At 52.4% G+C, this 18,695-nt stretch carries 21 protein-coding genes; 12 read left to right on the forward strand and 9 right to left on the reverse strand.

Translation table 11 applies throughout. The annotated features are described in order from the left end of the window. Positions 1 to 252 precede the first annotated feature (252 nt). The 7 genes from osmE to chbG all read left to right on the forward strand — a co-directional run bounded on the left by osmE (position 253) and on the right by chbG (position 6,129). Positions 253 to 591: an osmotically-inducible lipoprotein OsmE gene (osmE, locus tag MUU46_RS20435; protein ID WP_159758770.1), complete on the forward strand. Its 339-nt coding sequence runs from the start codon at positions 253 to 255 to the stop codon at positions 589 to 591. Positions 592 to 887: 296 nt separating this feature from the next. After that, positions 888 to 1,205: a PTS N,N'-diacetylchitobiose transporter subunit IIB gene (gene chbB, locus MUU46_RS20440; RefSeq protein WP_159758772.1), complete on the forward strand. Its 318-nt coding sequence runs from the start codon at positions 888 to 890 to the stop codon at positions 1,203 to 1,205. Positions 1,206 to 1,296: 91 nt separating this feature from the next. After that, a complete protein-coding gene (gene chbC, locus MUU46_RS20445) occupies positions 1,297 to 2,655 on the forward strand; it encodes a PTS N,N'-diacetylchitobiose transporter subunit IIC (protein ID WP_159758774.1) in 1,359 nt (452 codons plus the stop codon). A gap of 54 nt (positions 2,656 to 2,709) precedes the next feature. Continuing rightward, positions 2,710 to 3,057 (forward strand): PTS N,N'-diacetylchitobiose transporter subunit IIA, encoded by a 348-nt coding sequence (gene chbA, locus MUU46_RS20450; RefSeq protein ID WP_110507892.1) that lies wholly within the window; start codon positions 2,710 to 2,712, stop codon positions 3,055 to 3,057. Positions 3,058 to 3,087: 30 nt separating this feature from the next. Beyond that, complete coding sequence (gene chbR / locus MUU46_RS20455) at positions 3,088 to 3,912, forward strand: transcriptional regulator ChbR (RefSeq protein ID WP_159758778.1); 825 nt, start codon at positions 3,088 to 3,090, stop codon at positions 3,910 to 3,912. Between the two features lie 99 nt (positions 3,913 to 4,011). Further along, a complete protein-coding gene (locus tag MUU46_RS20460) occupies positions 4,012 to 5,358 on the forward strand; it encodes a 6-phospho-beta-glucosidase (RefSeq protein ID WP_159758780.1) in 1,347 nt (448 codons plus the stop codon). A 12-nt stretch (positions 5,359 to 5,370) separates the two neighbouring features. Then, positions 5,371 to 6,129: a chitin disaccharide deacetylase gene (chbG, locus tag MUU46_RS20465; RefSeq protein WP_258966513.1), complete on the forward strand. Its 759-nt coding sequence runs from the start codon at positions 5,371 to 5,373 to the stop codon at positions 6,127 to 6,129. Between the two features lie 99 nt (positions 6,130 to 6,228). Here chbG and katE read toward each other — a convergent pair whose 3' ends face one another. Then, complete coding sequence (gene katE, locus MUU46_RS20470; RefSeq protein WP_258966514.1) at positions 6,229 to 8,487, reverse strand: catalase HPII; 2,259 nt, start codon at positions 8,485 to 8,487, stop codon at positions 6,229 to 6,231. 234 nt (positions 8,488 to 8,721) lie between these two features. Between katE and cedA the strand changes: the two genes are divergently transcribed. Then, the gene (cedA, locus tag MUU46_RS20475) at positions 8,722 to 8,964 is read left to right on the forward strand and encodes a cell division activator CedA (RefSeq protein WP_110507897.1); all 243 of its coding nucleotides are present in this window, start codon (positions 8,722 to 8,724) and stop codon (positions 8,962 to 8,964) included. A 58-nt stretch (positions 8,965 to 9,022) separates the two neighbouring features. Here the strand turns inward: cedA and MUU46_RS20480 are convergent, their stop codons facing one another. The 4 genes from MUU46_RS20480 to hxpB form a co-directional block, all read right to left on the reverse strand. Further along, entirely contained in the window at positions 9,023 to 10,414 is a 1,392-nt protein-coding gene (locus MUU46_RS20480; protein WP_159758786.1) for an L-cystine transporter, read from the reverse strand. A 129-nt stretch (positions 10,415 to 10,543) separates the two neighbouring features. Then, complete coding sequence (locus MUU46_RS20485; RefSeq protein WP_159758788.1) at positions 10,544 to 11,134, reverse strand: metal-dependent hydrolase; 591 nt, start codon at positions 11,132 to 11,134, stop codon at positions 10,544 to 10,546. A 95-nt stretch (positions 11,135 to 11,229) separates the two neighbouring features. Further along, entirely contained in the window at positions 11,230 to 11,991 is a 762-nt protein-coding gene (gene kduD, locus MUU46_RS20490) for a 2-dehydro-3-deoxy-D-gluconate 5-dehydrogenase KduD (protein ID WP_159758790.1), read from the reverse strand. 166 nt (positions 11,992 to 12,157) lie between these two features. Then, positions 12,158 to 12,826: a hexitol phosphatase HxpB gene (hxpB, locus tag MUU46_RS20495; RefSeq protein ID WP_258966515.1), complete on the reverse strand. Its 669-nt coding sequence runs from the start codon at positions 12,824 to 12,826 to the stop codon at positions 12,158 to 12,160. Between the two features lie 139 nt (positions 12,827 to 12,965). Here hxpB and MUU46_RS20500 point away from each other — a divergent pair, with 139 nt between their 5' ends. Then, complete coding sequence (locus tag MUU46_RS20500) at positions 12,966 to 13,502, forward strand: YniB family protein (protein ID WP_159758794.1); 537 nt, start codon at positions 12,966 to 12,968, stop codon at positions 13,500 to 13,502. 35 nt (positions 13,503 to 13,537) lie between these two features. Here MUU46_RS20500 and yciA read toward each other — a convergent pair whose 3' ends face one another. The 3 genes from yciA to MUU46_RS20515 are packed head-to-tail and all read right to left on the reverse strand — an operon-like array spanning position 13,538 to position 15,269. After that, entirely contained in the window at positions 13,538 to 13,936 is a 399-nt protein-coding gene (gene yciA / locus MUU46_RS20505; RefSeq protein ID WP_159758796.1) for an acyl-CoA thioester hydrolase YciA, read from the reverse strand. Continuing rightward, on the reverse strand, positions 13,937 to 14,473 hold the full coding sequence (locus MUU46_RS20510) for a septation protein A (RefSeq protein WP_159758798.1): 537 nt from the start codon (positions 14,471 to 14,473) through the stop codon (positions 13,937 to 13,939). A 52-nt stretch (positions 14,474 to 14,525) separates the two neighbouring features. Beyond that, a complete protein-coding gene (locus tag MUU46_RS20515) occupies positions 14,526 to 15,269 on the reverse strand; it encodes a YciC family protein (RefSeq protein WP_159758800.1) in 744 nt (247 codons plus the stop codon). A 396-nt stretch (positions 15,270 to 15,665) separates the two neighbouring features. Between MUU46_RS20515 and ompW the strand changes: the two genes are divergently transcribed. After that, complete coding sequence (gene ompW / locus MUU46_RS20520) at positions 15,666 to 16,298, forward strand: outer membrane protein OmpW (protein WP_159758802.1); 633 nt, start codon at positions 15,666 to 15,668, stop codon at positions 16,296 to 16,298. Positions 16,299 to 16,453: 155 nt separating this feature from the next. Then, positions 16,454 to 17,041: a YSC84-related protein gene (locus MUU46_RS20525; RefSeq protein WP_159758804.1), complete on the forward strand. Its 588-nt coding sequence runs from the start codon at positions 16,454 to 16,456 to the stop codon at positions 17,039 to 17,041. Positions 17,042 to 17,188: 147 nt separating this feature from the next. On the opposite strand, the gene MUU46_RS20530 is transcribed toward MUU46_RS20525, so the two are convergent. Further along, positions 17,189 to 18,136: a quinone oxidoreductase family protein gene (locus MUU46_RS20530; protein WP_258966516.1), complete on the reverse strand. Its 948-nt coding sequence runs from the start codon at positions 18,134 to 18,136 to the stop codon at positions 17,189 to 17,191. Between the two features lie 75 nt (positions 18,137 to 18,211). On the opposite strand from MUU46_RS20530, the gene MUU46_RS20535 reads away from it, so the two are divergent. Beyond that, positions 18,212 to 18,682, forward strand: a complete 471-nt coding sequence (locus MUU46_RS20535; protein ID WP_258966517.1) for a MarR family winged helix-turn-helix transcriptional regulator — start codon at positions 18,212 to 18,214, stop codon at positions 18,680 to 18,682. The last annotated feature ends 13 nt before the right edge of the window (positions 18,683 to 18,695 follow it).

An 18,695-nucleotide genomic window follows, 5' to 3' on the forward strand; every position in this document is an offset into this window, starting at 1 on the left:
TCGCAATTCAGCAAGATATCGCTTTATTACTAGATTTATCTGAAAGTTAAGTCAGTTTGCCTCTTGGGTTGATAATTAGCACTATTTATTCCAGGCTTATAACACACTGATAACTCGTCATACTTCAAGTTGTTGGTGCGTTGGCTGCATCTGTGCGCCCCAGTCACATAGTTTTCTATGCTCTTGGGGATTGACAGGTTTGCCGCCTGCCAACAACTCGAATTATGTTGAGTAAAAAAAAGAGGACGATGTATGAACAAGAATGTAGCGGGAATCTTAGGTGCAGCAGCAGTACTGACCATGTTGGCGGGTTGTACCGCGTACGATCGTACGCAAGACCAGTTCACCCAGCCGGTGGTGAAAGACGTTAAAAAAGGCATGAGCCGCGATCAGGTTTTGCAGGTTGCCGGTAAGCCTTCTTCTGAAATTACCATGGCTCATGCGCGTGGTACCTGCCAGACTTACATCCTGGGTCAACGTGATGGTAAAGCTCAAACATATTTCGTCGCGTTGGATGACACCGGTCATGTGATCAATTCTGGCTATCAGACCTGTGCAGAGTATGACACTGACCCACAGACTGCGAAGTAATCAACTCACACATTTAGCTTAGTTCTGAGCAAGCCCGACCAACTGGTCGGGCTTTTTATTGCCTGATACCGCTTATTTAATTGCGCGAATTATTTGGCCAAAATGTGAGGGTAGTCATAACCGAAGGTCAATGAGAGACAATTTAGGTCTACCAGGAATTATCCTGCTCCTCTGCGATGCCGTATACTCACCTCACTAACACAAAGTAACAATTCGTTACCGTCATAAGCCCGCCTCGTTGAATTCGGGATGAATAACCCGGCGGCGGTCAGTAAATACCTATTGAGGAAGCGAGTATGGAAAAGAAACATATCTACTTATTCTGTTCTGCGGGCATGTCCACCTCTCTGTTGGTGTCGAAAATGCGCGCACAGGCTGAGAAGTACGAAGTGCCGGTTGTTATCGAAGCTTTCCCTGAAACCCTCGCGGGTGAAAAAGGTGTTAACGCCGATGTCGTATTACTCGGCCCGCAAATCGCTTATATGCTGCCGGAAATTCAGCGTCTGCTGCCGAATAAGCCGGTAGAAGTTATTGATTCAGTGTTGTATGGCAAGATAGATGGTTTAGGTGTACTGAAAGCTGCTGTTGCGGCGATTAAGAAAGCATCAGCATAGTAATTTTTGATTTATTTTAATTTTCCCGTCAAAGAGTAATTTCACACACAATCGCCGCAATACTTTATTGCGGCCTTTAAGGGTATTTTCTATGAGTAAATTTATTAGCTCTCTTGAAAAGGTACTCCTTCCTTTTGCTGTAAAAATAGGAAAGCAGCCGCATATTAATGCGATTAAAAACGGTTTTATTAAACTGATGCCGTTGACCCTCGCAGGGGCCATGTTCGTTTTAATTAATAACGTCTTTTTAAGTTTTGGCGAAGGCTCGTTTTTCTATTCTATGGGCATTCGGTTAGACGCTTCCACCATTGAGACCCTGAATGGTTTTAAAGCCATCGGCGGCAACGTGTACAACGGTACGTTGGGCATTATGTCGCTGATGGCGCCTTTTTTCATTGGTATGGCGCTGGCTGAAGAACGCAAGGTTGATCCCCTGGCGGCGGGCCTGTTATCCGTCGCGGCCTTTATGACCGTCACCCCTTATAGCGTGGGCGAAGCCTATGCGGTGGGGGCTAACTGGTTAGGTGGGCAAAATATTATCTCGGGCATGGTCATAGGCTTGATTGTGGCGGAGATGTTTACCTTCGTCATACGCCGTAACTGGGTGATTACGCTGCCGGATAGCGTACCGACCTCGGTTTCCCGCTCTTTCTCGGCGCTGATCCCTGGCTTCCTTATCCTGACCGTGTTCGGTGTTATCTCCTGGGCGCTGGCCACCCATGGCAGCAACTTCCACCAGATTATCCTCGACTCCATCTCCAAACCTCTGGCGTCAATGGGCAGCGTCGTGGGCTGGGCATACGTTATCTTTAACTCACTGCTGTGGTTCTTTGGTGTACACGGTTCACTGGCACTCACCGCGCTGGACAACGGCATCATGACCCCATGGGCGCTGGAAAACATCGCGTTGTACCAGCAGTACGGCTCTGTCGAAGCGGCTATCGCTGCCGGGAAAGAGTTCCACTTCTGGGCCAAGCCGATGCTCGACTCCTACATCCTGCTAGGGGGGTCCGGTGCGACGCTGGGTCTGATTATCGCCATCTTTATCGGTTCACGTCGTGCTGACCATCGTCAGGTCGCGAAACTGGCGCTGCCATCGGGCATCTTCCAGATTAACGAACCGATTCTGTTTGGTCTGCCGATCATCATGAACCCGGTGATGTTTATTCCGTTCGTGCTGGTTCAGCCGATTCTGGCCGCTATCACACTGCTGGCGTACTCGATGGGTATCATCCCACCGGTAACCAACCTGGCACCGTGGACTATGCCGACCGGCCTGGGGGCTTTCTTCAACAGTAACGGTAGTGTAGCGGCGCTATGTGTAGCGCTGTTTAACCTCGGGGTGTCGGTGGTGGTGTACCTGCCGTTCGTGGCGGTCTCCAACAAAGCACAGGCCGTTATTGAGCAGGAAGAGAGCGAAGAAGATATCGCTAACGCACTGAAATTCTGATGTAACGCGGTACGGGGACATCCCCGTACCGCCAGACGTAAAGAGGGAATAGCTATGTTCGATCTGGATAAAATCGTGGCAGATGAGGTTGAAGTGAACGACCTCGAAGAAGTGGTGATGGGGCTTATTATTAACTCCGGACAGGCGCGCAGCCTGGCGTACACCGCGTTGAAACAGGCCAAGCAGGGCGATTTCACGACGGCAAAAGCCACAATGGAACAATCCCGCGTCGCGCTGAGTGAAGCGCACCGCGTGCAAACGCAGCTCATCGAAAGCGATGAAGGCGAAGGCAAAATGAAGGTCAGCCTGGTGCTGGTACATGCGCAGGATCATCTTATGACCTCAATGCTGGCCCGTGAGCTGGTTGCCGAATTGATTGAGCTTCACGAGAAGGTACAATAACGGGCAGATACCACGATGAGGCAACCAAAGATGACGACCCTGGAAATCAGTACCGCGTTTGAACAACAGCTGTTTAACGGTAAGAATTTTCACGTCTTCATCTACAATAAAACGGAAAGTATCAGCGGCTTACACCAGCACGACTACTACGAGTTTACCCTCGTTTTAACCGGGCGCTATTACCAGGAAATCAATGGCAAACGGGTGATGCTGGAGCGCGGGGATTTTGTCTTCATCCCGATGGGGTCTTACCACCAGAGCTTTTATGAGTTCGGCGCGACCCGCATCCTGAACGTCGGCATCAGCAAACGTTTCTTTGAAGAGCATTATCAGCCGCTGTTACCCAGTTTTTTGGTGGCCTCACAGGTCTACTCGGTTAAAAGTACCTTTCTCAGCTATATAGAGTCGGTTATTGCCTCACTCAATTTCCGCGAAAGTGAATTTGATGAGTTTATTGAAGTGGTCTCGTTCTATGTGATTAATCGTCTGCGCCATTTCCGTGAGGAGCAGGCTCAGGATGTGATTCCTCAGTGGTTAAAAACAACCGTAGAAGAGATGCACGATAAACATAAATTTGGTGAAGGTGCGCTGGAAAATATGGTCGCGCTATCCGGTAAGTCGCAGGAATATCTGACCCGGGCAACGCAACGCTTTTACAGTAAGACGCCGATGCAGATAATTAATGATATCCGCATCAACTTCGCCATGAAGCAATTGGAAATTACCAATTATTCGGTGACCGATATTGCGTATGAATCAGGTTACAGCAGTCCGAGTCTGTTTATTAAGACCTTCAAAAAGCTGACCTCATTTACACCAAGTAATTATCGAAAACAGCTCACCGTAATTAATTAACGCAGTGCGGTTCACCGCATGCACCGAATTCGTTTAGCTATCCGCGCGTCACGTGGAGAGTCAGCCACACGCCGTTTGCGGATCACGAGGGAGAAAGTTATGAGCCAGAAATTAAAAGTCGTTACTATCGGCGGCGGTAGCAGCTATACCCCGGAATTACTGGAAGGGTTCATCAAGCGTTATGCTGAATTACCGGTGACCGAGCTGTGGCTGGTGGACGTAGAAGAAGGGCAGGAAAAGCTCGATATCATCCATGCCCTGTGCGAACGCATGGTGCAGAAAGCGGGTGTGCCAATGACGGTACACAAAACCCTGAACCGCCGTGAAGCGCTGAAAGACGCGAACTTTGTTACCACTCAGCTGCGCGTTGGCCAGCTGAAAGCCCGCGAAAAAGACGAACGTATTCCACTGAGCCACGGTTATCTCGGTCAGGAAACTAACGGCGCAGGCGGCCTGTTCAAAGGTCTACGCACCATTCCGGTGGTGTTTGATATCATCAAAGATGTGCAGGAAATCTGCCCGGACGCGTGGGTGATTAACTTCACTAACCCGGCTGGCATGGTGACCGAAGCCGTTTATCGTCACACCGACTTCAAACGCTTTATTGGTGTGTGTAACATTCCAATCGGTATGAAAATGTTCATCACCGATGTGCTGAACCTCACCGATAAAGACGATCTGTCAATTGACCTGTTCGGCCTGAACCACATGGTGTTCATTCGCGACGTTATCGTGAACGGCGAATCCCGCTTTGCCGAACTGCTGGACGGCGTAGCCTCCGGTAAACTGACCGCCAATACCGTGAAAAACATCTTCGATATGCCGTTCAGCGAAGGCCTGATTCGTTCCTTGAACCTGCTGCCGTGTTCTTATCTGCTGTATTACTTCAAGCAGAAAGAGATGCTGGCCATCGAAATGGGCGAGTATTACAAGGGCGGTGCGCGTGCACAGGTGGTGCAGAAGGTCGAGAAACAGCTGTTCGAGCTATACAAAGATCCTGACCTCAATATCAAGCCGAAGGAACTGGAGCAACGCGGTGGGGCGTACTACTCCGACGCCGCGTGCGAAGTGATTAATGCTATCTACAATGACAAGCAGGCTGAGCATTACGTCAATGTTCCGCACTACGGTCACGTGGATAATATCCCGGCGGACTGGGCGGTCGAAATGACCTGTATTCTGGGTCGCGATGGCGCGAAACCGCATCCGCGACTGACCCATTTCGATGATAAAGTGCTGGGGTTGATTCACACCATTAAAGGCTTCGAAGTCGCGGCCAGCCACGCGGCACTGAGTGGTGAGTTTAATGATGTTCTGCTGGCGCTGAACCTCAGTCCGTTGATTCATTCCGACAAAGATGCAGAAGTGCTGGCCCGCGAGCTTATCCTCGCCCATGAAAAGTGGCTGCCGAATTTTGCCGAAACGGTGAAAACCCTCAAGCAGTAAAAGGAGTTGCAGATGGAACGTGTGCTAATCGTCAATGCCGATGACTTTGGTCTGAGCAAAGGGCAAAACTACGGCATTGTCGACGCCTGTAAAAACGGGCTGGTAACGTCCACTACCGCGCTGGTGAACGGCGCGGCCATTGAACATGCGGCTCAGATGAGCTGCTGTTTACCGGAGCTGGCAGTGGGGATGCATTTTGCTCTCACCCTTGGAATGCCGCTGTCCGCAATGCCAGGCTTGACGCGTGAGGGCAGGCTGGGCAAATGGATCTGGCAGATGGCGGAAGAAGACACGCTGCCGCTGGAAGAGATTGCCCGTGAACTGGACTGCCAGTATCACCGCTTTGTCGACCTGTTCGGCTGCGAACCAACGCACATCGACAGCCATCACCATGTGCATATGATCCCGCAGATTTTCCCGATTGTGGCGGCATTTGCCAAAGCGAAAGGCGTGGCGATGCGTATCGACCGTAACCTGCAAAGATTGCACGGGCTGGATGATTTGGGCGTGCGCAGCAGCGCCGGGCTTGCGGTTGAGTTTTATGGCGATGCCATCACCGAAGAGCTGTTCCTGCAAACGCTGGGAACCTCCGCACGGGCAGGGGAAAAGTCCGTCGAAGTGATGTGCCATCCGGCGTTTGTGGACAACACGATTATGGGCAGCGCCTATTGCTACCCACGTTTGGCGGAACTCGACGTATTGACGTCGCCGTCACTGAAATATGCCGTCGCTGAGCGCGGCTACCGTCTCGGGACTTACCGCGACGTTTAAGAATGTCACTGTTGGTGCCTGATTTTCCCTGGGCACCGTGTTAGGGGTTAGGCCGGGCGCAGTCGCACCCGGCATTTTTTTTGCACATAACCCAGTAGATTACGCTGGAATGGACGGGATTTTACTTGCCCGCGACCACACGCGATGCGCAGCGAGATGGGTCAGCAGAGATTTCATTAATTTATCCGTGACACTGTCACCTTCAATTAAACCTTCCTCACCTTTCTCGCTTACCTGTAACAGCGTTTTGAACTGACGCGCATCCCCGGACAGCAGGATCGGCTTCAGGTGTTTATACGCTTCGAGCAGGTAATACCGGGCATCACCCTGTTTTTCCAGACTGGCAATATCCCCGCCAGGTACAATCACTGCATCGACCGTCAGCGAAGGGGAGCCTGCAAAAGTTGCTGCCACCGGCAACACCGAACCATCATCGGCGATGACTTCACCCATCCGAGAGTAAAGCAGCTTAGCGTGTACGCCCTGTGCCTTAAGTGCCTTCAGTAGCACCAGCACCTCTTTTGCCACCGGTTTATCGCTCAACAGAACGGCCACCACGCGGCCTTTCACACCGCCGCTCGGAATAGCGTACAGACTTAACGTCGGGTCTTTGCTAATCCCGTTGATGGCGGCTGGCGGGGCAATGTTTCGTTGCTCTTTAGTCAGTGTAATTCCTAAGTTATCGGCCACGGCATTCGCCAGCTGATGATCGATGTGGGCCAGCTGATCAACCACCCGCTCGCGGATATACGCTCGGGCAACTTTGCTCAGCTCAAAGCTAAAGGCACTGACGATATGCTGCTGCTCAACCGCCGTCTGGCTGTTCCAGAACAGACGCGGATGTGCATAATATTCGCCGAACGAAGGGCTGCGCTCACGAATTTTATCGCCGTCGACCCGGGCGTGATGAGACTCAAAACCACCGCGATGCGGGCCGGGTGGGGTTTCTCGCGGCCAGTTATCGTTGATGGAGTTGGGCTCGTAGTTCGCCGGATTAGTGTCGATATCCATCCGATGCATGCCGTCACGCTGGAAATTGTGATACGGGCAGGCAGGGCGGTTAATTGGAATTTCATGGAAATTTGGCCCGCCGAGGCGGCTGATTTGCGTATCGGTGTAGGAAAACAGTCGCCCCTGCAACAGCGGGTCATTACTGAAATCAATGCCCGGCACGATATGCCCCGGATGGAACGCGACCTGTTCGTTCTCGGCAAAGAAGTTATCGGGGTTACGGTTCAGTACCATTTTCCCTACCAGCTGTACCGGGACCAGTGCCTCGGGAATAAGTTTGGTCGGGTCGAGCAGGTCAAAGTCGAATGTAAACTCGTCTTCTTCGGGGATCAGCTGTAGGCCCAGTTCATATTCTGGATAATCTCCGGCTTCAATCGCTTCCCACAGTTCACGACGGTGGAAATCGGGGTCACGACCCGTCAGTTTTTGCGACTCATCCCAGACCATCGACGCTTTGCCCGCCACGGGTTTCCAGTGGAAACGCACAAACGTGGATTTCCCTTCAGCGTTGACCAGCCGGAAGGTGTGAATGCCGAAGCCTTCCATGGTGCGATAGCTGCGCGGCAGACCACGGTCTGACATTGCCCACATCACGTTGTGCAGCGTTTCAGGCTGCAGGGAAACGTAATCCCAAAAGGTGTCGTGGGCGCTACCGCCCTGCGGAATGGCCCAGTGCGGTTCGGGTTTTACCGCGTGAACGAAATCCGGAAACTTCATCGCATCCTGGATGAAAAATACCGGCGTATTGTTGCCTACCAGGTCGAAATTCCCTTCGTCGGTATAGAATTTTGTCGCGAATCCGCGAATATCACGCACCGTATCCGCTGAGCCTGCGCCGCCCTGAACCGTGGAGAAGCGCACGAAGACAGGGGTGATTTTATCAGCATCGCCCAGAAAGCTGGCTTTGGTCAGTTCACTCAGGTCTTTGTAGGCCTGAAAATAGCCGTGCGCCGCGGAACCTCTGGCGTGCACGATGCGTTCAGGAATGCGCTCGTGATCAAAATGGGTGATTTTTTCACGCAGGATGAAATCTTCCAGCAGCGTCGGGCCACGCGCTCCGGCGCGAAGGGAGTTTTGATCATCGGCAATGCGCAGTCCCTGATTGGTGGTCAGCGGCACATCGTCGCCGCCCTTACGAAAGGTCTCCAAAGCATGAAGTTTTTCATTGCCGATATCGGGTGCTTTCAGGCTGCCCGGTGCAGTGGGCTCTTCGCCAGGTGCCGTTGGATGCGGACTGGAACGATGTGAATTGTCGTCAGGGGCAAGGGAGTCCAGTCCGGGCTGGGATTCGGTGACATCGTGTACCGGGGATTGATGCGGTGGGTTTTTATTGTTTCTTTTCGACATTGCACTCGTCTCCTGTTTTCGTTTTTAGAAAAGGGTCGTTGTTGCGTCAAACATTGCGTCAAAACCTGTTAACTATAGAACACAGTGTGCTTCTCTCCGGCCATCACAGGCGTAATTCCGATTCATCTCACTGGGGCAGGCATGATTTCGCACACAGGGCGCGACGGTGGCAACCACAATCGGCTATGATAGGTTTTTACTGACTTTGATTTCCGTTCTGGTGCTTTTCCGCTTATGAAACCGCTGCGTCAACACAACAATCGCCCCGTTATCAGCTATGTGCCTCGTGTCGAACCGGCACCGCCCGATCACGCCTCGAAAGTCGATGGCTATCGGGATGTCTGGAAGCTGCGGGGGAAGTATGTCGCGTTCGTGCTGATGGGTAATCAATTCCAGCGTTCACAAGCTTTTACCGGCCCGGAGTCAGCCCAGCGCTGGGCGGCGCAAATGCGCCAGGAAGGGGAAATCGAAGAGTAGTTTGAAAGATAAAAAAAAAGCGCCGAGTCGGCGCTTTTTTTATGGGAAGCGGCACGGCTTAACGGTGTGCCAATTCCACTTCGTCCTCACTTTCCATCACCGTTTTATCGGTCTGACGCAGCCACTGGCTGGTCAGCGTCCCGGCGGTCATGGAACCGTTCACGTTTAGCGCCGTGCGGCCCATATCGATCAGCGGTTCGATGGAAATCAGCAGCGCGACCAAGGTCACCGGCAGTCCCATCGCAGGCAGAACAATCAGAGCAGCAAACGTTGCACCGCCACCGACGCCAGCAACACCAGCTGAGCTGACGGTGACGATGCCGACCAACGTCGCAATCCACAGCGGATCCAGCGGGTTAATCCCCACGGTTGGCGCAACCATTACTGCCAGCATTGCCGGGTACAAGCCTGCACAACCGTTCTGACCAATCGTGGCGCCGAAAGAAGCGGAGAAGCTGGCGATAGATTCAGGCACGCCCAGACGACGGGTCTGCGCTTCGATATTCAGAGGAATAGACGCAGCGCTGGAACGGCTGGTGAATGCGAAGGTCAGCACCGGCCATACTTTGCGGAAGTACTTGAGCGGATTCACACCGTTAGCCCCCAGTAGCAGAGCGTGGACCACAAACATAATCGCCAGACCGAGGTAAGACGCCACCACAAAACCGCCGAGCTTGATGATGTCCTGCAGGTTAGAACTGGCCACCACTTTGGTCATCAACGCCAGCACGCCATAAGGCGTCAGCTGCATCACCAGACGCACCAGCTTCATCACCCAGCTTTGCAGTGTGTCGATGGCAGTCAGTACGCGTTTGCCTTTTGGCTCGTCGTCTTTCAGCAATTTCAGCGCGGCCACCCCGAGGAAGGCTGCGAAAATCACGATGCTGATAATAGATGTTGGGCTGGCACCGGTCAGGTCAGCAAACGGGTTTTTCGGCACGAAGGAGAGCAGCAACTGCGGCACGCTCAGGTCAGCCACTTTTCCAACGTAGGTGCTCTGAATCGCGTTCAGACGCGCGGTTTCAGCGGTACCCTGAATCAGACCTTCAGCGCTCAGGCCAAACAGGTTGGTCACCAGCACACCGACCAGCGCAGAAATCAGCGTGGTAAACAGCAGGGTGCCGATGGTCAGGAAGCTGATTTTACCTAGCTGAGACGCATTGTGCAGGCGCGCCACGGCGCTAAGAATAGAAGCGAAGACCAGCGGCATGACGATCATTTGCAGCAGCTGAACATAACCGTTGCCCACGACGTTGAACCACTGAATGGATTCTTTCAGAACCGCGCTGTCTGCGCCATAAATGAGCTGCAACGACAGGCCAAAGACCACACCCACCGCGAGGCCGACCAGGACTTTCTTGGCCAGACTCCAGTTTTTATTTCGTGTTTGCCCCAGAGCAAACAGCAATCCCACGAACACCACAATGTTCGCAATTAATGGAAAATTCATCCCCGTTCTCCTGATCTCATTATTTTGCCTAAAATAGACAGGCTCTAATGGCGCAAGATTATCAGAAGTGTGATTTGACGCTTATATTCAAATGGAATGGATTATTCCAAAAGCTCGTTAATCGACGATTTAATGCTCACTCTGATGATTAATGAATCTGTCGAAGCGAAATTGCAGTTCGCTAATGAGGCTTGATGACCAGCGTACGGCGCTATTGTCCGGCATCGATTGCGGCATCCACACGGCGTACACGAACAACGCCATGCACAGCACGCGTTCCAGCTGATTCCCTTTACGCGGTGCGAGAATAGGTAGGCGGAAACGCCAACGGCACGGCCACAGTAACGGCACGCCCGCAGGCGTCAGCATGTCGGCCAGAATATGGCTCAGATAGCCGAGCACCATGCCCTGCAGCACATCAGCAGGAATAAACCAGGTCTCGGGCACTTTTAGATAGAACAGGGTCAGGCTGCCGAATACCGCCAGCAGACTATGGGTAAAGCCGCGGTGGCCGAATATTCGTGCCACCGGTTTAGCTATCCAGCTCAGACGCTGCCCAAGGAAAGACTTCGGGTGATCGATGTCCGGCAGCAGACAGGTTAATACCGCAGCGGGAACAATATGCCACCAGTCACCCTGCGCCAGAACTGGAGTCAGTTCGGCATTTTTGGCAAACACCGCGCAGGCTATTGAAAAAAGCAGGTGGCCTTCCGCCGTCATGATAAAACCCGTTAAACTGTCAATTCATACAGTATAGGGTTTTTATACAGGGGGCGGAAGAGGTGACGGTGTAACTGTTTGTCAAAATCCTGCGTTTAGCGGGCCAGCCAGCCGCCATCTACCGCAAGTGTGTAACCGTTGACGTAATCAGATGCCGCTGAGGCCAGGAATACCACCGGTCCTTGCAGATCTTCCGGGCTTCCCCAGCGTCCGGCCGGAATGCGCTCAACGATAGCCTTATTGCGGTCTTCATCTTCGCGCAGGGCTTGGGTGTTGTTGGTCGCCATGTAACCAGGGGCAATGGCGTTCACATTGATGTGGTGCGTTGCCCATTCATTCGCGAGCAGGCGGGTGATGCCCAACACGCCGCTTTTTGACGCGGTGTAAGAAGGCACGCGGATCCCACCCTGGAAGGATAACATTGAGGCGATATTAATGATTTTGCCGCCTTCGCCCTGACGGATGAACTGGCGGGCGGCGGCCTGTGCGAGGAAAAACACCGATTTCAGGTTCAGGTTCATCACCTCGTCCCAGTCCTTTTCGCTGAAGTTCAGCGCATCTTCCCGCCGAATGGTTCCTGCATTATTGACCAGAATATCGATGCGGCCCATTTGGGAAACCGCACGGGTGACTATCTCTTCAACTTTATCCTGCTGGCTGAGATCGGCCTGAACGAAGCTGAATCGGCGGCCCAGAGCCTGAACACGCTCTGCCGTTTGCTGTGGATTTTTGCGACTCACGCCGACGATGTCACACCCGGCTTCGGCAAGTCCTAACGCCATGCCCTGGCCTAAACCGGTATCGCAGCCGGTGACGATCGCCACTTTTCCGGAAAGATTGAACGCATTGAGAATCATAAGCACTCCTCTGGCCTGTTTTTATCGTTGTGATGCAGGTAATGCGAGAAGCATAGAGGCGAGGAGGTGAAAACTCAAACTAAAATAAAACGATGTTTTAATTAATTTGACGATGACGACGTTTTTATGACAATTGCCCGGCAACGATGCTGCCGGGTAGAAGGGCTCAACCGAACAGGTGCTCGGTAGTCAGCTGCTCCAGCGAGGAGAGTTTCACGTTTGCGAGGACATAGCGTGGGTCAGCCTGGTTTTCATGTTCAGGTACCACGATTGAGCGCATACGTGCGGCTTTACTGGCGATCATTCCGTTAACGGAGTCTTCCAGCGCCACGCAGGTCAGAGGATCGACGCCGAGCCTCGCAGCGCAGTCCAGATATACCTGCGGATGCGGTTTGCTGAATTGCAGCTTTTCGGCGGAGGCGAGGGCGTCAAACTGCTCACGCAGGTCAAACATTGCCAGCACTTTTTCCAGCATGTGCAGTGGGGAAGCAGACGCCAGACCAACTTTCAGACCCTGAGCTTTGCACAGCGCAATAGCTTCGCGCGCCCCTGCCAGCAGTGGACGTTTTTCTTCAACCAGGGAAATCGCACGGCTAATGATGCGCGCGGTGACTTCTTCACGGCTCGGCCCGTTCCATGGCTGTTGGGCGAACCAGAGTTCTACCACCATGTCGATACGCAGACCGAGCGTGTCGGGCAATTCGTTACGGCGCGAAATATCGACACCCAAACCGGCAATAACATCCAGTTCGGCACGATCCCACAGCGGTTCGGAATCAATCAGTAAACCATCCATATCAAAGATAGCGGCAAGAATTTGACGCTGGGCTGTCATAAGGCAACTCCTGTAGAGGTAAAAAGGCCTGAGATTCGACCTAATCGTACACCATATCGCTTTTAAAGCGCAGGCGAAAAGGCACAACTAAAGGTAGACTTACAGCGAAACAGAAAGCGCGTCTGAACAAGGGGAACCCATGACGTATCAACAAGCTGGACGCATCGCCGTACTGAAACGTATTCTGGGCTGGGTCATTTTTATCCCGGCCGTGATTTCCACGTTAATATCCGTGTTCAAATTCATGTTTGAGCACAGTGAGAAACAGCCAGGCATCGACGCCGTTCTGCTCGACTTTGCTCATGTAATGATTGAGATGATCCGGTTTAATACGCCTTTCCTGAATTTTTTCTGGTACAACTCGCCGCAGCCAGATTTTCACCACAGCCTGAATATCGGGTTCTGGATTATCTTCGCCTTGGTGTTTGTCGGCCTGGCTCTGCAGTCCTCTGGCGCGCGCATGAGTCGTCAGGCGAAGTTTGTGCGTGAAGGTGTGCAGGATCAGCTGATTCTCGAGAAAGCGAAGGGGCCGGAAGGGTTAAGCAAAGAACAACTTGAGGCCAAAATTGTGGTTCCACACCACACACTCTTTTTACAGATTTTCGAACTGTATGTTCTGCCGGTGATTGTGATTGTGGCGGGATATTTCTTCTTTAAACTGTTGGGTTTCCTGTAATAAAAAAAACCGGTCTTTGAGACCGGTATATGTTTTTATGCTTGCGGAAATGGCCGCGGCTTTCCTTCATTGTCCACCGCCACATAGATAAACAGTGCTTCGGTTGCTTTATAACGCTGACCGATAGGCTCGGAAGAAACTTTCTTCACCCACACTTCAATGTTTACCGTAATCGACGTTGTGCCGCGTTTGGTGCAGCGTGCGTAGCAGCAGACTACGTCACCGACCGCGACCGGGCGCAGGAACGTCATGCCATCCACACGCACCGTCACCACACGACCCTGGGCAATCTCTTTGGCCATAATCGCGCCGCCGAGGTCCATTTGCGACATAATCCAGCCGCCAAAAATATCGCCATTGGCGTTGGTGTCCGCGGGCATCGCCAGCGTACGCAGAACTAAATCGCCCAGTGGCGCTTCACTGCTTGAGGTCATTTACTTGTCGTCCTGCGGCATGTGGCGGTAGATATACACGCCACTCAGCAGCGTGAAAATCAGGGTAAGGGCGGTTAGGCCGAAGACTTTAAAGTTTACCCAGATATTTTGCGGCAACCAGAAGGCGATATAAATGTTTGCCAGACCGCACACGATAAAGAATAGCGCCCAGGCAATATTCAAACGAGACCAGACGAACTGCGGCAGGGTCAGCTCTTTACCCAGCATGCGCTGGATCAGAGGCTTTTTCATGATCCACTGACTGAACAGCAGCGCACCGGCGAACAGGCCGTAAATCACCGTGACTTTCCATTTGATAAATTCATCGTTATGGAAGAACAGCGTCAGGCCACCGAATACCGCGACCAGCAAGAAGGTAATCAGCGCCATTTTTTCAACTTTGCGATAGCGTATCCAGCAGTAAATCAATACCACCGCGGTAGCGATGATCAACGCCGTAGTCGCGGTGTAAATGTCATAAAGTTTGTAGAAAACAAAAAACACCACCAGCGGTAAAAAATCCAGAAACTGCTTCATACATCGGTTCCGTATTTCAGTATCGGCCCGGAAGCTCCGGGCCTGGGAGAGATCAGTTACGAATAAGCATATACAGGCGGAATAAATAGATCAGCAATAAAGCGGAAATAAGGTTGCTGATGCAGTTCACCACCACAGCACCTACGTTTGGCGTAAGTACGGCAAAGTTTGGCGCGAAGATAAGCAGCAGCGTTTTCGCCAGCAGCCAGCCGATGACCGCCGGAGCCACCAGACGCATATTCGCCCACGCCAGACGCATACTGCTGCGCAACGAGGTGAAAATCCCCAGTTTGTCCTGGACCAGCATAATCGGTGCAAAGCAGAACACGATTGCCAACAGCACGCCAGGAACCACAATCAGCATCACGCCCATCTGTACCAGGAACGTGGTGAGGAAGATGAGCAGCAGCAGTTTCGGCAGCACCGGAGCGCTGGCTCCGATGGCACGCAGAGCGCTGACGCGCTGACCCGCAGAGATCATCTGGATAAGCAGTAGTACGCCGCCCGCGAGAATGGCATTACCAATCAGGCCAGAGAACGTCGATGCCGCTGACGCGCGCAGCAGGATCTGCTGTTGTTCCGGCGTCATGTTTTGCACCAGCTCAAACAGCCCCACGCTACCCGCAAGGTTATCGCCACTGCTCAACAGTGCGAGCTGTTCGTCGCTTGGTGAAAACGCATGGCCAAGCACCACCGTGATAAACGCACACAACAACGCAATCAGCAGAACCGTAACGAACTGATTACGAAAAAAATTACCCGTGTCACGGTAAACCGACTTAGCCGTGATAGACATGCACTCTCCTTGAGTCTGGCTGGTAGTAATAAGCCGGCAATTGTAACTCACCCGACGTCAAAGTGGCAGCATCAACACCTGTATGGAAAGGCATATCTTTGTAAAGGAGTAGTAAGCAAAAACGGGGTCTGGAAGCATTTAGCACATAATTTCATCATTTGCGTCGTCTTTGGTCTGACAGGAAAGCGAGACGAACCTTCCAGACCGCTTTTTTGTAACAGAGAAAAGCCAAAAATTGATGCAAAGTGGTTTTGTTTGTAAGTAATCCGCCGCAAAAAATTAATCCAGATCAATGAATGTTAAATCTCAGGAATGAATGTGATCTGAGTTGGATCGTTTTTACTTATTTGTGGGTATATTCAGCGCGCTTATAAAAACCATAGGGAAAGAATGGATATGAAAAAGTTAGCAGTGGCAGCGCTGGTTTTAAGCAGTCTCTCTGGCGGAGCCTGGGCGCATGAAGCGGGCGAGTTCTTTATACGTGCAGGTACCGCGACGATTCGCCCAACGGAAGGTTCGGATAACGTGCTGGGCCTCGGAAGTTTCACCGTCGATAACAATACCCAGCTCGGTTTAACCTTCACCTATATGGCGACGGATAACATCGGTATCGAGCTGCTGGCCGCCTCGCCGTTCCGCAGTAAAGTCGGCACCGGCCCAACCGGAACCATTGCAACGGTGAATCTGTTACCGCCTACGTTGATGGCACAGTGGTATTTCTTCGATGCCAGCAGCAAAGTGCGTCCGTACATCGGGGCAGGTATCAACTACACCACCTTCTTTAACGCTGATTTCAACGATACCGGTAAAGAGAGTGGTCTGTCCGATCTCAGCGCCACTGACTCCTGGGGTGCTGCAGGTCAGGTGGGGGTTGATTATCTGATTAACCGCGACTGGCTGATTAACGCCTCGGTCTGGTATATGGACGTGGATACCGATGTGAAATTTAAGGCCGGGGGTGAGAATCAAACCATCCATACCCGCCTTGATCCGTGGGTATTTATGTTCTCGGCAGGTTATCGCTTCTGAGTGTCATTAGAGTGGCTGCCTGGCAGTCACTCTTTGCGGTAACAATCTCGCTACATATCTGAAATTTATAAATAAATTCCTTACAGTTACACCTGCCGCTTCGCTCGCATTCTGCCTACAATAACGCGCTCAATTATTAGACGCAGATGTTAACGATGAAATTTAAATCCCTCTTTCTTATTTCGGCACTCGTTATTGCCGGTTGCAGTGCCAGCGGTGACACCGCCCGCGAACAACGTGCCAGCATTCAAAAAATGCGCACCGACACCTTAACCCAACTGTATAACCTGCATCCTGAAGCGCGCAGTGATATTCAGCACTCCAATGGCTACGCGGTCTTCTCCAGTAACAGCAGCAAGATTTTCGTGGTTGGTTTCGGCGGCGGTTACGGCGTCGTGAAAGATCTGCATTCCGGCAAAGATACCTATATGAAAGTGGCTCAGGGCGGTGCGGGCGTTGGCGTGGGTATCAAACAGATGAGCACCGTGATCGTCTTCCACGACAGTAAATCCCTGAATAAATTTATCACCGATGGCTACGTTGTTGGCGCAGATGCAAATGCGGCAGCAAAGTATGACGACAAAGGGGCAGGTACCGGCGCATCAGCGAGCGGCGTAGCGACCGACGCACAGTCTTTGCCATCTAAAGTCAGCGTTTATGAAATCACCGAGAAAGGACTGGCGGCGCAAGCGATGCTTAACGGCTACAAATACTGGCCGGATGACGACCTGAACAAAAAGTAAAAAAAAGCCCGCGCAAGGCGGGCAAGTCATACTGGAAGCAATGTGAGCAATGTCGTACCGAATACCTGAGTGATTTACTCAACTACTCGGTATTGAGAAAGATAATACTTCTCATTAATAACTTCAACCCCTTCTTTTTTGGGGATGTTATTTGATGAGAAAGACGGTCCGGTTCTGGCTGTTATCCTGCGGCCAGACCTGAGCAACATCAGCTAACGGCACCGTCTGATGGGCAATGGTAAATTTCCCGGCGACAGCGGCCTGCAGCATTTCTCCTGTGGCCTGCACTAGCTGGGGAAGGGAAAGGCTGCCAATCCCGCTGCCCAACAGTTGAATCGGTGATGAGCGCAGCACCGCGCCGGGCAAGGTAATCTCCTGACCTGCAAGTGATCCGACCTGCACATAGCGCACCGGAGCACGACCGGGCGTATGTTTTGCTAGCGCATAAAGCAGGCGTTCTGCGCTATTTCCCCACAAATAGTCGACCACCACATCAATTTGCTCCGACGCGTGTGCGGCGAATGCCGCATTCTGCACATCATCTTCTTCGGTCAACAATACGGTGGCGTCGGCCCCGAGACTGGCGAGCACCTCTGCATTGCGCCCGGTGGCGATAATTTTCTTCGCACCCAGATAGCGTGCGATTTGCACCGCAAGCTGTCCGGCACTTCCCGTCGCACCGTTAATCAACACGGTTTCACCGGCTTTGAATTCTGCCCGATTGACCAGCGCCGCCCAGGCCGACATTCCCGGATTGGCCATCGCGGCCGCGGTAGCGTCGTCCAGACCCTCCGGCAGCGGCAGGCATTGGGCGATATTGACCGGTGCGTACTGCGCCATACTTCCCCATGGCGTCGGTGGGAAGACGAAATAAACACGTTGTCCGTCTGGGGTTGTGCCTGTGCCATCGATCCCCGCGATAAATGGCAGAGTGCCGTCAAAGCTGTAATGTTTACCCGAGGCGCGATTTTTCACCACGTGACTGATCGCCGAGGCGGTGATGCTAATCAGTTGCTGCTTTTCTCCGGCAACCGGCATCGCGAAGTCGCTGTATACCGGGCCTGTAGCGGGGTCATAAACCACTGCTGCTTTCATATTCTTTCTCCTGAAACAAGATATGTGTAAAATGCACATATCAGATAAGAGCACTGTACGCGGAGAAGATAATATATGCAATATGCACATAAAAAAATTGATGTAACCGATTTTCACGGAGCGTTGCTGGATATCATCAGCATCATGAATCAACCACAGCGGGACGAAGCGCTGCTGGCTGCCGCAAATGTGAAACTCGATCAGGCGTTGTTTCCGCTCCTGGTGACTATCGGGCGCTGTGTTGTGGCAGGGGTGGTGGAGCTTGCAGACCATCTGGGACGCGATTACACCACCGTCAGCCGGCAGGTGAAGCGCTTAGAGGCGCTGGGTCTGGCGCAGAAACAGCCCGCTGCGCGTGATAAACGCATCAGTGAAGTGACACTGACCGAACAGGGTAAGGCTCTAATAGACAGTATTGATGACGCCAGACAGACGCTGATGAACCGAATTTTTGCCGACTGGCCGGAAGAGGAGATTGGGGAGTTGTTTCGCCTGGTGCGAAAATATGCGGACGTGGTGAAAAAGGAAGCGCCGTCCAGCGAATAAACCGGACGGCGAG

The sequence above is a fragment of the Scandinavium tedordense genome, assembly GCF_024764965.1.
GTDB classification, from domain to species: Bacteria; Pseudomonadota; Gammaproteobacteria; order Enterobacterales; family Enterobacteriaceae; genus Scandinavium; species Scandinavium tedordense.

Excerpts from the sequence above, each read along its gene's own strand:
- osmE (WP_159758770.1), top strand. The coding sequence starts at position 253 with ATGAACAAGAATGTAGCGGGAATCTTAGGTGCAGCAGCAGTACTGACC.
- chbB (WP_159758772.1), top strand. The coding sequence starts at position 888 with ATGGAAAAGAAACATATCTACTTATTCTGTTCTGCGGGCATGTCCACC.
- chbC (WP_159758774.1), top strand. The coding sequence starts at position 1,297 with ATGAGTAAATTTATTAGCTCTCTTGAAAAGGTACTCCTTCCTTTTGCT.
- chbA (WP_110507892.1), top strand. The coding sequence starts at position 2,710 with ATGTTCGATCTGGATAAAATCGTGGCAGATGAGGTTGAAGTGAACGAC.
- chbR (WP_159758778.1), top strand. The coding sequence starts at position 3,088 with ATGACGACCCTGGAAATCAGTACCGCGTTTGAACAACAGCTGTTTAAC.
- MUU46_RS20460 (WP_159758780.1), top strand. The coding sequence starts at position 4,012 with ATGAGCCAGAAATTAAAAGTCGTTACTATCGGCGGCGGTAGCAGCTAT.
- chbG (WP_258966513.1), top strand. The coding sequence starts at position 5,371 with ATGGAACGTGTGCTAATCGTCAATGCCGATGACTTTGGTCTGAGCAAA.
- katE (WP_258966514.1), bottom strand. The coding sequence starts at position 8,487 with ATGTCGAAAAGAAACAATAAAAACCCACCGCATCAATCCCCGGTACAC.
- cedA (WP_110507897.1), top strand. The coding sequence starts at position 8,722 with ATGAAACCGCTGCGTCAACACAACAATCGCCCCGTTATCAGCTATGTG.
- MUU46_RS20480 (WP_159758786.1), bottom strand. The coding sequence starts at position 10,414 with ATGAATTTTCCATTAATTGCGAACATTGTGGTGTTCGTGGGATTGCTG.
- MUU46_RS20485 (WP_159758788.1), bottom strand. The coding sequence starts at position 11,134 with ATGACGGCGGAAGGCCACCTGCTTTTTTCAATAGCCTGCGCGGTGTTT.
- kduD (WP_159758790.1), bottom strand. The coding sequence starts at position 11,991 with ATGATTCTCAATGCGTTCAATCTTTCCGGAAAAGTGGCGATCGTCACC.
- hxpB (WP_258966515.1), bottom strand. The coding sequence starts at position 12,826 with ATGACAGCCCAGCGTCAAATTCTTGCCGCTATCTTTGATATGGATGGT.
- MUU46_RS20500 (WP_159758794.1), top strand. The coding sequence starts at position 12,966 with ATGACGTATCAACAAGCTGGACGCATCGCCGTACTGAAACGTATTCTG.
- yciA (WP_159758796.1), bottom strand. The coding sequence starts at position 13,936 with ATGACCTCAAGCAGTGAAGCGCCACTGGGCGATTTAGTTCTGCGTACG.
- MUU46_RS20510 (WP_159758798.1), bottom strand. The coding sequence starts at position 14,473 with ATGAAGCAGTTTCTGGATTTTTTACCGCTGGTGGTGTTTTTTGTTTTC.
- MUU46_RS20515 (WP_159758800.1), bottom strand. The coding sequence starts at position 15,269 with ATGTCTATCACGGCTAAGTCGGTTTACCGTGACACGGGTAATTTTTTT.
- ompW (WP_159758802.1), top strand. The coding sequence starts at position 15,666 with ATGAAAAAGTTAGCAGTGGCAGCGCTGGTTTTAAGCAGTCTCTCTGGC.
- MUU46_RS20525 (WP_159758804.1), top strand. The coding sequence starts at position 16,454 with ATGAAATTTAAATCCCTCTTTCTTATTTCGGCACTCGTTATTGCCGGT.
- MUU46_RS20530 (WP_258966516.1), bottom strand. The coding sequence starts at position 18,136 with ATGAAAGCAGCAGTGGTTTATGACCCCGCTACAGGCCCGGTATACAGC.
- MUU46_RS20535 (WP_258966517.1), top strand. The coding sequence starts at position 18,212 with ATGCAATATGCACATAAAAAAATTGATGTAACCGATTTTCACGGAGCG.